Genomic DNA, 14,548 nt, shown 5'->3' on the forward strand with positions numbered 1-14,548 from the left:
ACGGTCTGTGTCCACAGGAGGAGATAGGCGAGGGAAGGTGGGAGAACCCCTTACCCGTGGCGGTCCCCCCCCCCCCCGGGGGGGGGGGGGGGGGGCCCCCCCCCCCCCCCGCCGGGGTCAGCGCGCGGCGGCGCCCAGGGCGGCGACCTCGGCGCGCAGGGCGGGCAGGCTCGCGTACATGGTGCCGCCGGGGCAGTCGGTGGCGAGCCAGTCGCGGTGGCCGCTGATCATCTCGACGGGCTTGGTCACGCCGTTGACCGGGTTGACGAAGGTCACGTGGGCCTGCGGGTCGAGGTGGTGCGTGCCGGTGACGAGGGCCAGCAGGGCCGTGAGGGACCGGCGGGCCTGCGGGGTGGGGTCCTGGGTGCTCAGGGTGCCGAGCAGGGCGATGCCGAGGTTGCCGGAGTTGAAGCCGGCGGTGTGGAAGGCGGTGACCACCTTGCCGGCGCCGTCCTCGGCCGGGACGCCGTCCTCGCCGGACCAGCGGCCCTCGTAGATCCGGCCGGCCTCGTCGATCAGGAAGTGGTAGCCGATGTCGCCCCAGTCGTTGGTGATGGCGTGGTACTCGTATATCGCGCGGACGGTCGCCGCCGGGTCGGGGTCGGCGTTCGGGGTGTCGGTGTGGTGGACCGTCAGGGTCTGGAGCGGGTAGTACTTCGCGGGGGAGTTCTCCACGCCGTTCTTGAAGCGCTTGGACTCGTCGGCGCCCCAGGCCGCCCGGGAGAGGTACTCGGCGCCGGCGAGGGTGACCGGCACGGTGGGGGCGACGGCCAGGCGGCGGACCGGGCCGTGCACGGTGTCGATGGCGGCGGTGCGGACGTTGCCGGCGCCGTCGGGCAGACGCAGGTCGTATCCCGGCGCGCCGCCGGCGGCGACCAGCGCGGTGGCGGTACCGATGCCGCCGGGACGGCCCGGGCCCTCGGGGCCGTCCGGCCCGCCCGCGCAGCCGGCGGGCAGCGGCTGCCAGGCGCCGGGTGCCGCGCCGTCCTGGTGGAGCCGGATGGCGGCGCCGCGTCGGGGGCCGTCCCAGCTGACGCCGACGTACCGGATCGGGAACCCGGCCCGCACGCTCGCGGCCTCGCCGCCCGCCGCGGACCGCGCCCGGGTGGCGGGGGCGCTGACCGTCCGCGCGCCCTGTCCGGCGGTGGGCGCGGTGGGCGCGGTGGGCGCGGTGGGCGCGGCAGCTGTGGCAGCCGTAGCGGCCGCGGCGGAGGCGGCAGGGGCGACGGCGAGGGCGGCGGCGGTGGCGCCAATCGCCCCGACGACGGTGCGCCGGGTCACGGCGGGCTGCGGGTTCGGCATCAAGGGTCCTGTCCAGGGTGCGGGAACGGCTCGGAGGGCGCGACGACCTGCTCCGATCCCACGCCCCCGTGACTGATCATCAGCCGTTCGCGAAATTACCCGACGGATCGTTTCTGCTGGTCAGACTTCGGGTCATCTCCACCCATCTCTGCCCGAAGAGGCACAGCGTCCGCACCGGGATTCCGGCGGATCCAGGCCACGGCCACCGGCCGGTCGGACCACCTGGAGCCGACGCCTCCACGCCGGAGGGCGGGCACGCACGCGCGGCCCGCCCTCCGGCGTCCTGCTCCGGCTGTGCCGTCCTGCTCCGGTCATGCCGTCCCGGCTCCGGCCACGCCGTCGTGTAACAGCTCAACCGGCGCTCAGGAAGCCTCGACCGCCGCCTTGATGCGCTGCCCGAACGCGGGCGCGTCCTTGCGGGCCGCGCTCAGGGCCAGGCCCACCAACAGCTTGCCCAGGCCGTGGCCCTCCAGGGTGTTGAAGATCCGCACCCGGGTCGTGGTCTCCGTCAGCGGCGCCAGGTCGTAGCCCCCGACGCGGGAAGTGACGAGGTTCTTGGAGACCTCGGTCCAGCGGAGCATGGTCGGCGCGTCCAGCGCGGTGATCCGGATCTGCCGCCGGGTCTTCATCCCGGCGTCCTTGACCGTGCTGCTGAACACGGTGCCGATGGTGGTCGGACCGTCCGGCGTCTTGCCGATCTCCAGCACGCGCGGGCTGAACACGGGGTCGTTCCGGCCGTCCGCGAGGAAGGCGAACACCTCCGCGACGGGCCGCTCGACCTCGATCACGGCTTCGAATTGACCTGCCATGGATCCTCCTTCGACATTCGGTTGACGTCGCGTCATGGTTCCAGTCCACAGCGGTGAATGACGTCAGGCGCGGCCCTGAATAGACTCGGTCGCCAGCTGTCCGGACGAGCCGAGGAGCCCCCGCATGCCCACCCCGCCTCCCAGCATCGACGCCGGCGCCTCGGCCACACCCCTGCTGGACGACACCATCGGCGCGGCCCTCGACCGCGCCGTCCGCTCCTTCCCCACACGCGAGGCCCTGGTCGACCTGCCCACCGGCCGCCGCTGGACGTACCGCGAGCTGTCCACCCAGGTGGACCGGGTCGCGGCCGGCCTGCTGGCCCTCGGCGTCGGCCGGGGCGACCGGGTCGGGATCTGGGCCCCGAACTGCGCGGAGTGGGTCCTCGTCCAGTACGCCACCGCCCGCATCGGCGCGATCCTGGTGACCGTCAACCCCGGCTACCGCACCCACGAACTCGAATACGTGCTGCGGCAGTCGGGCATCCGGACGGTCGTCGCCGCGCCCTCGTTCAAGACCTCCGACTACGCGGCGATGCTCGCCGAGGCCGGGCCGCGGTGCCCGGAGCTGAAGGACGTCCTGCTGATCGGCTCCACCGCCTGGACCGACCTGCTCGCCGCCGGGGGCACCGACCAGCTGGAGAGCATCGGTGCCGGTCTCCGCCCGGACGACCCGATCAACATCCAGTACACCTCGGGCACCACCGGCTTCCCCAAGGGCGCGACGCTCTCCCACCGCAACATCCTCAACAACGGCTTCTTCGTCGGCGAGCTGTGCGGCTACTCCGAACACGACCGGATCTGCGTGCCGGTGCCCTTCTACCACTGCTTCGGCATGGTCATGGGCAACCTCGCCGCCCTGTCGCACGGCGCCTGCGTGGTGATCCCCGCCCCGGCGTTCGACCCCGCCGCCACCCTGCGCGCGGTGGCCGCCGAACGCTGCACCTCGCTCTACGGCGTCCCCACCATGTTCATCGCCGAGCTCAACGATCCGGCCTTCGCCGACCACGACCTCTCCAGCCTGCGGACCGGGATCATGGCGGGTTCGCCCTGTCCGACCGAGGTCATGAAGCAGGTCGTCGAACGGATGGGCATGCGCGACGTGTCGATCTGCTACGGCATGACCGAGACCTCCCCGGTCTCCACCCAGACCCGCCCCGGAGACCCGCTGGAGCGCCGGGTCTCCACCGTCGGCCGGGTCGGCCCGCACCTCCAGGTCAAGATCGTCGACCCGCAGACCGGGCAGACCGTCCCCCGCGGCACCCCCGGCGAACTCTGCACCCGCGGCTACTCGGTCATGCTCGGCTACTGGGACCAGCCCGACCGCACGGCCGAGGTGGTCGACGCCGACGGTTGGATGCACACCGGCGACCTCGCCGCGATGGACGAGGAGGGCTACCTCACCATCACCGGCCGCAGCAAGGACATGGTCATCCGCGGCGGCGAGAACATCTACCCCCGCGAGATCGAGGAGTTCCTCCACACCCACCCCGACGTCCTCGACGCCCAGGTCATCGGCGTCCCCGACGCCAAGTACGGCGAGGAGCTGATGGCCTGGATCCGGCTGCGCCCCGGCGCCCCCGAGCTGACCGTCGAGACCCTGCGCGCGTACTGCACCGGCCGGATCGCCCACTACAAGATCCCGCGCTACGTGCACCTGGTGGACGAGTTCCCGATGACCGTCACCGGCAAGGTCCGCAAGGTCGAGATGCGCCAACAGGCCGCCGGCCTGCTCGGCCTCCACGCGGAGGCCGGTACGAACGGCCGGCCCGGGGGATGACCGCCCCTGATGGAACGTCAGTCCAGTACACTCACCCACGCAGGCTCTGACCAGGCGAAACATCGAAGTCGTGCTGGAGTGCCAGGGTCTGGCCCGGAGGGGGAATGGAGTTCCGACTGTTGGGGCCGGTGGAGGTGTGGCGCGCCTCGCAGCGGATGCCGCTCGGTGGCCGGAAGCCGCGCGCACTGCTCGCGGCACTCGCGCTGCACGGGGGGCGCGTCGTCTCCGCCGAAACGCTGATCGACGCCGTCTGGGGCGAGCGTCCACCGGACACGGTCCGCACGCTGCTCCAGACGTACGTGTGGTCGCTGCGCCGCGAGCTGGGCGATGTCATCGAGACCAGACCGCCGGGCTACCTGCTGCGCGTCGAGGCGGGCCAGGTGGACCGCGACGCCTTCGCCGGCCATGTGGCCCGGGGCCGGCAGGCCGCCTCCGGCGGCAGGTACGACCTCGCGGCGACGGAGTTCCGGGCCGCGCTGGACCTGTGGCGCGGACCCGCGCTCGGCGGGATCGGCGACGCGCTGCGGGCGGCGGCGGTCCAGCTCGACCAGGAGCGGCTGACGGTTCTCGACGAGCGGATCGCGGCCGAGGCGGCCCAGGGTCTCGGCCTCGACATCGCCGAGCTGGCCGCCTTGGTCGCCGACCACCCGACGAGGGAGCGCAGCCGTGGTGCGCTGATGCTCGCGCTGTACCGGGTCGGGCGCCAGGCCGAGGCGCTGGAGGTCTACCAGGAAGGCCGGCGGGTGCTGGCGGAGGAACTCGGGATCGACCCCGGTCCTGAGCTGCGCCGCCTGCACGAAATGGTCCTGCGGGGCGACCCCGCCCTGCTCGCGGCCGCGCCGGACCCGACCCCGATCCCCGCCCAGCTTCCGCCCGCCGCAGCCGACTTCACCGGACGGACGGAGGCACTCGAGGCGCTCGCCACCACGCTCACCGGGGCCCGCACCACCGTTCCGGTGTGCGTCGTGTCCGGCGCCGGCGGCGTCGGCAAGTCGACGCTCGCCGCGCAGGCCGCCCACCAGGTCGCCGCCGCCTACCCGGACGGCCAGCTGTACGCCGACCTGCGTGGCGTCACGGAGAGCCCGGCCACCCCGGGCGAGATCCTCGGCCGGTTCCTGCGCGCCCTCGGCCAGGAGGTGCCGGAAGCGGTGGCCGAGCGGGCGGACCACTTCCGCACCGCGCTGACCGGCAGGCGGGTCCTGATGGTTCTGGACGACGCCGGAGCGGAGCAGCAGGTCCGCGCTCTGCTGCCCGGCAGCCCCAGCTGTGGAGTACTGATCACCTCGCGCAACCGCCTGCCCGGCCTGGCCGGGGCGACCCGCACCGACCTCGACGTGTTCGACACCGCCGCCGCCCTGGACCTGCTGGCCCGCATCGCCGGCCCGGACCGGATCGCTGCCGAACCCGCGGCCGCTCGGCAGATCGTCGCCCTGTGCGGGCAGCTGCCGCTCGCCATCCGGACCGCCGGCGCCCGCCTCGCGACCCGCCGGCACTGGACGCCCGCCACCCTGGCCGACCGGCTGTCCGATGAGCGTCGCCGCCTCGACGAGCTGGCCGTCGGTGACCTGGAGGTCCGGGCCAGCGTGGCCTTGAGCTACCGGGTGCTCGACCCGGCCGCCCGGCGCGCCTTCCGCCTGATCGGCCTGCTCGGCGCCGCCGACTTCGCGCCCTGGGTGGTCGCCGCGCTGCTGGACACCGACGACCGGACCGCCGACGACGCGGTCGAGGCCCTGATCGACGCGCAGTTGCTGGACGTCACCGGGGTCTTACGACCGCGCTTCCGGCTGCACGAGCTGCTGCGCGTGTACGCCCTTGAGCGAGCCGAGGCCGAGGACACCCCCGCCGACCTGCGCGCGGCGCTCTCCCGTGCCCTGGGCTCCTGGCTCTGGCTGATCCGCCGGCAGGCGCCCTCCGGCGAGGTGGAGCCGTGCGCCGACTTCAGCATCGCCCGCCCGGTGCCGAGCCTGCCCGACCCGCCCCCCGACTGGTTCGAGCCGGAGGCGCCCGCGCTGGTGCTCGCGGTCGAACGCGCCGCCGCGCTCGACCTCGACGTGGCCGCGTGCGAGGTGTCGGTGGCGCTCTGTTCGTCGTCCTTCGGCGTCCGCAACCGGTTCGAGGAGTGGTGGCGCACCCACGACGCCGCACTCGCCGCCGCCCGGCGCGCCGGCAACCGGACCGGCGAGGCGATGCTGCTCTCCGGTCTCGGCCAACTGCGGTACGCAGAGGACAGGTTCGACCAGGCCCACGAGTACTTCGCCGCGGCGTACGGCCTGTCCGCATCGGCCGGCGACCTCCGCGGCCAGGCCGTCAGCAGAGCGGGCACCGGCAGCGCCTACCGGGAACAGGGACGGTTCGCGGCGGCCCGGGACGCCCTCGACGAAGCGGTCACCGGCTTCCGGACCGTCGGCGACGACGCCGGACTCGGCTACGCCGGCCGGCTCGCGGGCTCGGTCCACCTCGAACAGGGCCGGTACGCCGACGCGTTGTCCGCCCTGGACGGCGCGCAGGCGGCCTACCGGAGACTGGGCAGTCGCCGGGGCGAGGCCCTGACCCTGCGCACCACCGGCCTGGTCCGCCGCGCCATGGGCGACTACGGCGTCGCGGAGGCGCTGTTCGAGCAGTCCCTGGAGATGCTCCGCGCGCTCGGCGACCACCTGATGACCGCCTATGCGGCGCAGGCGCTGGCGAAGAACAGGATCCGGCTGGGAACCGCCGAGCGGGCGCCCCTGGAGGACGCGCTGCTGGTCTGCCGGGCCCACCACGACCGGCTCGGCGAGGGCCTGGTGCTGCGAACCATCGGTGAGTACCACCTGGCCGCGGGCGAGCTGGGCCCGGCCGAGGACTGCCTCACCGCGGCGGGCGAGGTCTGGAGCTCCCTGGAGCTGCCGCTGTTCGGCGCCCGCACGCTGCGGGACCTCGCCGCGGTGTACGCCGCCGCCGGCGACCGCGCCCGGGCCGACGCCGTCCGCGCCCGGGCCATCGCGGTGTTCGCCGAGTTCGGCGCCCGCGAGTACACCGAACTCGCAGGCGCGGGCGCAGAGGCGGGGGCCTGGAGAGAACGGCGGGGGACCTAGAGAGAACTTAGAGCGGCGACCGGGAGTGTCTTCCTCAGCAGAGCGGCGGCCAGGCCGGCCACAGGCCCGGCGGCCGCCGACGGATACACGGAGGGGGACCGTACATGACGACCGGCAAGCGACACCTGTCCCGACGGCTGACCGCAACGACGGCGGTGGCACTGGCCGCCGCGACACTGGGCAGCACCGTCACCCTGATGACAGCGGCACCCGCGCAGGCGGCCTCGTCGGTCACCGGCACGATCAGCCGGACCGAGATACTCACCCGGGCCCAGGACTGGGTGGACCGCGGTGTGACTTACACCCAGTCGTACACCGCCACGGACGTCGACGGCGGCCACGGCTACCGCCGGGACTGCTCGGGTCTGGTGGCGATGGCCTGGCACCTCGGGTCGAGCCCGCTGACGAACGACTTCCTGTCGTACGCGCAGTCCGGCAGTAACGGCATGCGCGTCATCGCCCGGGACGACTTCCGGCCGGGCGACGCGATGGTGCGCGACTCCGACGGGGACGGCCCCGACGGCCACATGGAGCTGTTCTCGCACTGGAAGAACCCGTTGGACCACACCCAGGGTGCCTACGTCTACTCGTTCAACAGCGACGGCGAGACGGTCGAGAACCCGTCCACCATCAGCAACCGCAACGCCTGGGGATTCAACTCGTGGTCCGAGGTGACCGGTTACACGGCGATCCGCTACGACCGGGCGGCCGACTTCGTCGACGACGGCGTCGCGCTCGCCACCAGCACCGGCAGCGCCGCGAGCACCTCAGGGCGGATGGAGGCGTTCCGCGTCTCCGACGGACGGGTGCTCAGCAAGTGGCAGCTGGAGCCCAACGGCGCCTGGTCCGGCTGGGGCGACCTCGGCGGCAACGGCCTGCTCGGCGGCGTGGCGGCCGTCAGCAACGCCGACGGGCGGCTGGAGCTCTTCGCGGTCGGCGGTGACGGGCAGCTCTACCACAAGTGGCAGCAGTCGGCCGGCGCCGACTGGTTCGGCGGCTGGGAGAGTCTGGGCGGAGCGAACCTGGTCGGCGTCGCGGCCGGGCGCAACGCCGACGGCCGGCTGGAGGTCTTCGTAACCGGGAGCAACGGCCGGATCTACGACCGGTGGCAGGTGACGGCGGGCGGCGGCTGGTCTGCCGGCTGGGGCGACCTCGGCGGCAACGGCACCAGCAGCGCCGTCGCGGTCGGCCGCAACGACGACGGCCGGCTGGAGGTCTTCACCGTCGGGGGTGACGGGCAGCTCTACCACAAGTGGCAGCAGTCGCCCGGCTCCGACTGGTTCGGCGGCTGGGAGAACCTCGGCGGCAGCGCCCTCAAGGGCGTGGCGGTCGGCAGCAACGCCGACGGCCGGCTGGAGGTCTTCGTGGTCGGCGGGGACGGGCACCTGTACAACAGGTGGCAGACCGTCAAGAACGGTGGCTGGGCGACCGGCTTCGGCAACCTCGGCGGAAACACCCTCTCGGGCAGGGTGGCCGTGGCGACCAACCTCGACGGGCGGCTCGAGGTGTCGGTGATCGGCGGCGACGGCAACGCCTTCCACCGCTGGCAGTCCGTTCCGAACGGCTCCTGGGGCTCGGGCTGGGTCCTGCTGTAACCCGTATCCGCCGCAGGTGTCCCGCCACCTCCGCGTGGCGGGACACCGCAGTCCCACGGAGTTCCCGATGACCGGGTCAAGCCCCCCCTGCGCGACCGGCCGAGCCGGGGCGAACACCCTGTTGTCGCGCAGAAGGGACTCAGACCCCATCAGCGATCAGGGCGCCTCGGAGAGCCCTACGACCACTCCGGAGCAGCCACGGAAGGCAACACGCATCAGCCGCATCCGGCCCTCCCGGGCCACCTGACACCTTGTGGAGCACCCATGTCCGAGACCGTGCTGATGAGCGATCCCCGGGTCACCGGCGTGCCCGTCGCCGAGTGCGGCGAACCCCTGGTCGACCTGCGGGGGTTCCCCGAGCTGCGGATCGACCCCCGGCTGGCCGACGCCGACGGGCACTACGCCCACCTGCGCGAGGGCGTCGCGAGCCGCCTGCGGTCCGCGGCCGCGCTGCTGCCCGCCGGGCTGCGCCTGCTCGTCGTCGAGGGATGCCGTCCGATGAGCCTCCAGGTGGCGTACTTCACCGCGTACGCCGAGCAGCTCCGCGCGGCGAACCCCGACTGGACGGACGAGCACCTGTACGTCCAGGCCAGCCGTTCGCTCGCTCCGCCCGAGGTGGCCCCGCACGTGGCCGGAGCAGCCGTCGACCTGACACTGTGCACCGAGTCCGGCGTCGAGCTCGACCTCGGCACCGAGATCAACGCGAGCCCCGAGGAGAGCAGCCTCGCCTGCTACACCGACGCCCCTCACATCTCCGAGCCGGCCCGCCGGCACCGGCGGATCCTCGCCGCGGCGCTGACCGCGGCGGGCCTGGTCAACTACCCCACCGAGTGGTGGCACTGGTCGTACGGCGACCGCTACTGGGCCCAGGCCACCCGGACCCCGGCCGCCCCCTACGGCCCACTGACCGGGCTGACCGGCTGACCGGGCCCGCTGAAGTGCGTGGTGGGGGGCGCCCGATCGGCCGGCTCCTCCCGGAGATCGACGAGCTGATCGTCAAGCAGTACCCGATCGTCGCCGGCTCCGGCATCCCCATGTTCGGCGCCGAATTCGACCACCGAATCCTCACCCTCACCGCCAACCAGGTGTTCAACGGGGGCAACCTCGTCCTCACGTACACCGGCCTTGGGGATCAATGGAGCCGTGGTTGGCGGTGAGAACGATCATGGTCCGGTCGGTGCGAGGGCGCTGACGCGGTTCTCGTACTCGCGGCGGGCCTTGCGCTGGGCCGGAACCGCCGGAGCGCCCGGGCCGCCGTCGAGAGGCTGACAGCGGGCGAGGAGTTGGCGGTGCACGGCGGGGACGGCGGTGACGCGCAGGGTGTAGCCCTGGCCGCGCCGCACGCTCACCCCTTGGTCGAGCGCGGCCCGCTCGACGTCGTCCAGTTCGGTGGCGCGGAGGAAGTCGGCGACCTTGCCCGGCATGTCGAGGGTGACCGGCAGCTCCGGCGCCGGGGAGTCCTCCTCAATGGCGGTGTGCTCGGGCAGAAGGTCGGCGACGGCCGTACGGATCGCGCCGCGGCTGACACCGTGGTCGCGGGCGAGGGCGGCGATCGAGCGGCCCTCCAAGTACGCCGTGCGGACGTCGCCGGTCTTCGCGGCCGCCACGGCGGGGCGGCGCCCGCCCTTGCTGCCCTTGGCCTCGGCCGCCCGCAGCCCGTCGTAGGTCAGCTCGCGCTGGAGGTCGCGCTGGAGTTCGCCGGCCGCGGCGAGGGTCTGCACCATGAACTTCACGGTGGACAGCAGCTCGCCGGTGCGCGGGTGATGGGCGGTGAGGTCCATCGCGGAGAACGCGCCGTCGTGGATGCGCAGGGCGAGGCGGCCCTGGTGGAGGACGTCGAGCACGTCGAGGATGTGCCGGTTGCCGCGTACGAGGCGGAACATCTCGGAGATGTGGACGGTGTCGCCCGGCCGCGCGTAGGTGAGCAGCTCGCGGAACTTCGGCCGCTGGAGCGGATGGAGGCGGCTGGAGGTGCCCGGGTCCTCCTCGAAGACGACCGGGTCCTCGATTCCGGCCTCTTCCAGGACGAGGTCCTGCCGGGCGGTGGACTGCTGGTCGGTCGAGACCCGCTTGTAGACCAGGTTCGCCACTCGGGGCCCCTTCCGTACGGAGGAATGGACCCTTCTGTCGTCAAACCCTGTCAGCAATCACCATCGGATCTGATTGGATTCGCGCCGCCGTGAACCCCCGGATTGCACGGGTTCATTGGACGCGTCGACCGCTTGAGCTCGCCATCGTTTGGCGACAGGACCTTCGGGGGTGGAACCCTCCTCGTCCGGGCCCGCGGCGCGGTCAACTACCGGATCTCTGTGCGACAGCTGCTGGATCAGCGACCACTGTTAGCCTGCCGTCCATGACCAAGGGTGGCGTGGCAGGCCGGATAGGCCGCATAGCGGGGGACAACGGGCCGGAGCGCGTGCTGATTGCCGCCAGTTTCGTCAACCGTGTCGGTAATGGTCTGTTCAACGCGGCGTCGGCGCTCTATTTCACCTTGGTCGTGGGCCTGCCCGCGGTGCAGGTCGGCGCCGCGCTCACCATTGCCGGAGTGATCGGCCTGTGTGCGGGGATACCAGGCGGGCATCTCGCCGACCGGCGAGGAGCGCGCACGATCATGATGTTGGCCCTCATGGTCCAGGCGGTGTCGATGGCGGCCCTCGTCCTCGTCGAGAGCTGGGCCGCGCTCACGGTCATCGCGACGGTCGACCAGATCGCCGCGGCGGCCGGCGGGGCAGCGTGGGGCGCGCTGGTGGTCAGGGTCGGGGGTGAGCGCCCGGCCCTCTTCCGTGCCAAGCTGCGCACGTTCGTCAACCTGGGCGTCGTCCTGGGAACGGTGGGTGCGGGGCTGGCGCTGGCCGCGAATACCCGCAGCGCCTATGTCACGCTGATCCTCGGCAACGCGGCGAGCTTCGCCCTGTGCGCGGTGCTTCTGCTCCTGCTGCCCCGCTATCCGATACTGGCAGCGCCGCCGCGGCAGCGGCGCTGGCTGGCCTTCGCGGATCGTCCCTTCCTGGCGTTCACCGCCCTCTACGGGGCCATGGGACTGCAGTATCCGGTGGTCTCGCTGCTCCTGCCGATCTGGATCTCTGAGCACACCGAAACGCCACGCTGGACGGTGGCCGCGCTGTTCGCCGTCAACTCTCTCTTCTGCGTGCTGATGCAGACCAGGATCGGCTCGCGTATCGAGACCCCGTACGACGGCGGCAGGGCGTTTCGCACTGCGGGGCTGCTCTTCCTCGTCAGCTGTCCGATGATGGCGCTGGCGGCGTACGCCCCAGTCTGGGCCGCGGTAGGACTGGTCCTGGCGGCGATCTTCGTCCATAGCCTGGGAGAGGTCTGGGAGTCCTCGGCGTGCTTCGCCCTGGGTTTCGGTCTTGCCCCCGACCATGCCCAGGGCCAGTACCAAGGTGTTCTCGGGCTCGGCTTCAGCGCGGGCCAGGCTCTCGCCCCCGCGATCCTCACCACGGTGGTGCTCGGACTCGGCACGGCGGGTTGGCTGCTGCTGGCGTTGTTCTTCGCGGCACTGGGCGCTGTCGGCCCGTCTCTTGCCCGCTGGGGCATGCGTACCCGGCCGCAGCCAGGCGTTGCCGCAGAAGTGACGGGATGACCAGCGAGTATGTGTCAGGAGTCTTCTTCCGCTCCGTCGTTCTCGTCCAGCCCGGCCGCGTCCGGGTCGCGTAGCGGGCGCAGGCCGCCGGCCGGGATAGACGGGGTGAAGCTGTAGCGGCCGAGGTTCAGGTTCCGGTGCTTGAGCGGGGAGAGCCGGGCGATGTCCTCCTCGCGGATCTCGTGTCCCTCGGCCTGGAGCTGGGCGACGGCGGCGTCGATGTAGCGGGTCGTCCAGAGCACGATGGCGGTGAGGACCAGGCCGAGCGCGCCGAGCTGGTCCTCCATCCCGTCGCGGTACGCCTGGTGGATGGTGCCGCGCTTGCTGTGGCACACGTCCCGCGCGAGCTTGTGGCGGGACTCCTGCACGGTGAGCTGCCGGTTCATCTGACGGCGGTAGGCGTCGTCCACCGGGTCGACCACGCGCAGTAGGTGCTCGGTCTTCGCGATCCGCCCGTACTCGGCGAACGCCGCCCCAACGGGGTCGGGCGCCCCTCACGGCCGAACATGCGCAGCAGGTCGTAGGCGCGGACCTGGTTGGTGACCAGGGAACCGGCGACCTTCAGCATGTCCGGCCAGTGAGTGATCACCTTGTTCAGGTTGACCCGGTTCCGGGCCAGGTCCTCCACCGCGCCGTAGTGGCCGGTGGCGACGCCGGGCATCGTGGCCCACCAGAACCGCTGGTCGTCCAGGTCGCGGAACCGGGGCTGAAGTTGTAGCCGAGGATCTTGAACAGGCCGAACACCATGTCGGAGTTTATGTGGACAGTTCAAGTTGATCATCGTCCGGTGTGCCGACAACGGCGAGGAAGGTGCGGACTGACGGCTTCAGGAGCCAACCAGGGTGCCAACCAGCGTGTAAGCCGCTGGCTTGGTCAGCAACGGGGCAGCCTTGGTGCTCACAGTGAGGCTTCGTACGCCTCTCGGATGGAGGCAGGGATACGTCCCTTGTCATTGACGAGGTAGCCGTTCGCTCGGGCCCATAGCCGTATTGCCTCGCCCTCCGCACCGCTGTCCCTCACGGGGCCCCTGACGGTTCCCCTCGGATGTTCTGAGGACACCCCTTCGAGGTGGTCCGCCACATCGTGAAAGAAGTCGGCCAGTGAGGCGAAGCGTCCTTCCTCAGGGTTCTGCCCCTCGCTCCAAGAACCGACGGTGCCGGTGCGTGTGTCCAGGAACCTGCCGTGGAAGCCGTCGCTCTCCGCGGCGAACGGTACCCACTCCCGGCGCCAGAATGGCCATTCGGGGTCTGCGGACGGTTCCATCGTCTCCAAGCCCCACATGTGCAGGTAGACACGCTGAATATCTGTGAGTCCCAGCAGGAGACTGCCGTTCGGGATGACTCCCTCACACCCCAGCGCTACCAGGCACGAGCCGGCGTTGGGTTGCTCCTCACCATCGATGTCGTTGGCCAGAAGCCACTGCGCCATCTCCCTCGGCAGCTTCAGCCCCATGTGCTCTTCAGCATCGCTGATGGCCGTCTGGCTGCCCGGGCCGCCCAGACCAGCGAAAACGCTGGGAGCGTTCTGCCTGAGCCAGCTGGTGACACGGCCCCACGCCTGTCCCACGTCTTCTTTCTCGTGCGTCGGTATTTCGCTCATGTCCGCCCCCCAATGGAAGGAGCACGCCCGCTCGCGTTACTAGCCCCCAGGAACCGCAGAACCGGCTTCAAGGTTCTGACATCGTCTGTCGAGAAAGAGTGCGACCGCTGATCATCCATGGGCAGACCGTACGTGGGTTCACTGACATCTGATCCTTTGGGCCACCATGCCGCTCTGTGCGTCAACCTAGTCCTCGAAGGGCTCGTTGAGGTCGGCCAGCAGCTTCTCGATGCGCTGGCTGGTGCAGCGGTGCCGTTCGGCCTCGCGGTCCCAGTCGCGTTCGGCCGCGTCCAGGGCGAGGGTCTGCTCGACCCGGCGACGCGTCCGCAGCCGTGGCGCGTACTCGGGTGTGGTGACGAACTTCGCGCAGGTCAGGTAGAGGTCGCACTCGCAGGGCCCCTCGGCGGGAAGGCGCAAGCAGCGGCCGAGTTCGAGTTCGGTCTTGAAGGTTCTCAGCGCCAACCGCTGTACCGATGTTCCCCGAGGCCGTACACCAAGCCGGCCGGGTCGACGAGCAGCTCCCGACTCGGATCGGTCTGCCGATTCAGGGTGCCCGACGCCGCGCCGGAAGCTACGGAAGACGGTGCCGGCCGGCCAGTCGGTGCGCGACTCGGTGACCGGGAAGACGCCGCCCCCGGCGGCCTGCGTACGTCGGGTCCGGCCACCCTCCGGCTCGCGGCGGTCACTGCGCCCCGGGCCCGGGGGGGGGGGGGGGGGGGGGGGGGGGGGGGGGGGGGAGGGGGGGGGGGGGGGGGGGGGGAGGGGGGGGGAGGGGGGGGGGGGAGGGA

Annotated in this window: 11 protein-coding genes and 1 pseudogene; 6 read left to right on the forward strand and 6 right to left on the reverse strand. The window is 71.9% G+C overall.

The features are described 5' to 3' along the window. Window positions 1-117 precede the first annotated feature (117 nt). Together ACZ6NC_RS01795 and ACZ6NC_RS01800 are read right to left on the reverse strand one after the other, a co-directional pair. Window positions 118-1,302, reverse strand: a complete 1,185-nt coding sequence (locus ACZ6NC_RS01795) for a peptidoglycan recognition protein family protein (RefSeq protein WP_465727871.1) — start codon at window positions 1,300-1,302, stop codon at window positions 118-120. 362 nt (window positions 1,303-1,664) lie between these two features. Beyond that, window positions 1,665-2,111: an SRPBCC family protein gene (locus ACZ6NC_RS01800; RefSeq protein ID WP_465727873.1), complete on the reverse strand. Its 447-nt coding sequence runs from the start codon at window positions 2,109-2,111 to the stop codon at window positions 1,665-1,667. 124 nt (window positions 2,112-2,235) lie between these two features. Between ACZ6NC_RS01800 and ACZ6NC_RS01805 the strand changes: the two genes are divergently transcribed. From ACZ6NC_RS01805 to ACZ6NC_RS01825, 5 genes are all read left to right on the forward strand, one after another. Next, on the forward strand, window positions 2,236-3,888 hold the full coding sequence (locus ACZ6NC_RS01805; RefSeq protein WP_465727875.1) for an AMP-binding protein: 1,653 nt from the start codon (window positions 2,236-2,238) through the stop codon (window positions 3,886-3,888). 104 nt (window positions 3,889-3,992) lie between these two features. Continuing rightward, entirely contained in the window at window positions 3,993-6,962 is a 2,970-nt protein-coding gene (locus ACZ6NC_RS01810) for an AfsR/SARP family transcriptional regulator (RefSeq protein WP_465727877.1), read from the forward strand. Window positions 6,963-7,066: 104 nt separating this feature from the next. Then, complete coding sequence (locus ACZ6NC_RS01815) at window positions 7,067-8,557, forward strand: PLL family lectin (protein WP_465727879.1); 1,491 nt, start codon at window positions 7,067-7,069, stop codon at window positions 8,555-8,557. Between the two features lie 264 nt (window positions 8,558-8,821). Then, window positions 8,822-9,481 carry a M15 family metallopeptidase gene (locus ACZ6NC_RS01820; protein WP_465727881.1) on the forward strand — a complete coding sequence of 220 codons (660 nt, stop codon included), beginning with the start codon at window positions 8,822-8,824 and terminating at the stop codon, window positions 9,479-9,481. A gap of 14 nt (window positions 9,482-9,495) precedes the next feature. Continuing rightward, entirely contained in the window at window positions 9,496-9,714 is a 219-nt protein-coding gene (locus ACZ6NC_RS01825; RefSeq protein WP_465727883.1) for a hypothetical protein, read from the forward strand. A 6-nt stretch (window positions 9,715-9,720) separates the two neighbouring features. Here ACZ6NC_RS01825 and ACZ6NC_RS01830 read toward each other — a convergent pair whose 3' ends face one another. Continuing rightward, window positions 9,721-10,647 (reverse strand): recombinase family protein, encoded by a 927-nt coding sequence (locus ACZ6NC_RS01830; RefSeq protein ID WP_465727885.1) that lies wholly within the window; start codon window positions 10,645-10,647, stop codon window positions 9,721-9,723. A gap of 263 nt (window positions 10,648-10,910) precedes the next feature. Here ACZ6NC_RS01830 and ACZ6NC_RS01835 point away from each other — a divergent pair, with 263 nt between their 5' ends. Then, complete coding sequence (locus ACZ6NC_RS01835) at window positions 10,911-12,161, forward strand: MFS transporter (protein ID WP_465727887.1); 1,251 nt, start codon at window positions 10,911-10,913, stop codon at window positions 12,159-12,161. A gap of 14 nt (window positions 12,162-12,175) precedes the next feature. Here the strand turns inward: ACZ6NC_RS01835 and ACZ6NC_RS01840 are convergent. From ACZ6NC_RS01840 to ACZ6NC_RS01850, 3 genes and pseudogenes are all read right to left on the reverse strand, one after another. Further along, a pseudogene (locus tag ACZ6NC_RS01840) lies at window positions 12,176-12,914 on the reverse strand (Tn3 family transposase); the annotation flags it as partial. Between the two features lie 144 nt (window positions 12,915-13,058). After that, a complete protein-coding gene (locus ACZ6NC_RS01845) occupies window positions 13,059-13,760 on the reverse strand; it encodes an Lsr2 family DNA-binding protein (RefSeq protein ID WP_465727889.1) in 702 nt (233 codons plus the stop codon). 186 nt (window positions 13,761-13,946) lie between these two features. Then, window positions 13,947-14,222, reverse strand: a complete 276-nt coding sequence (locus ACZ6NC_RS01850) for a hypothetical protein (RefSeq protein ID WP_465727891.1) — start codon at window positions 14,220-14,222, stop codon at window positions 13,947-13,949. Window positions 14,223-14,548: the final 326 nt, after the last annotated feature.

The sequence above is a fragment of the Kitasatospora sp. NPDC041988 genome (genome assembly GCF_055588525.1).

What these genes read in the sequence shown, in the direction of transcription:
- ACZ6NC_RS01800 (WP_465727873.1), bottom strand. Translation starts at nt 2,111, where the DNA reads ATGGCAGGTCAATTCGAAGCCGTGATCGAGGTCGAGCGGCCCGTCGCG.
- ACZ6NC_RS01795 (WP_465727871.1), bottom strand. Translation starts at nt 1,302, where the DNA reads ATGCCGAACCCGCAGCCCGCCGTGACCCGGCGCACCGTCGTCGGGGCG.
- ACZ6NC_RS01815 (WP_465727879.1), top strand. Translation starts at nt 7,067, where the DNA reads ATGACGACCGGCAAGCGACACCTGTCCCGACGGCTGACCGCAACGACG.
- ACZ6NC_RS01845 (WP_465727889.1), bottom strand. Translation starts at nt 13,760, where the DNA reads ATGAGCGAAATACCGACGCACGAGAAAGAAGACGTGGGACAGGCGTGG.
- ACZ6NC_RS01820 (WP_465727881.1), top strand. Translation starts at nt 8,822, where the DNA reads ATGTCCGAGACCGTGCTGATGAGCGATCCCCGGGTCACCGGCGTGCCC.
- ACZ6NC_RS01810 (WP_465727877.1), top strand. Translation starts at nt 3,993, where the DNA reads ATGGAGTTCCGACTGTTGGGGCCGGTGGAGGTGTGGCGCGCCTCGCAG.
- ACZ6NC_RS01835 (WP_465727887.1), top strand. Translation starts at nt 10,911, where the DNA reads ATGACCAAGGGTGGCGTGGCAGGCCGGATAGGCCGCATAGCGGGGGAC.
- ACZ6NC_RS01805 (WP_465727875.1), top strand. Translation starts at nt 2,236, where the DNA reads ATGCCCACCCCGCCTCCCAGCATCGACGCCGGCGCCTCGGCCACACCC.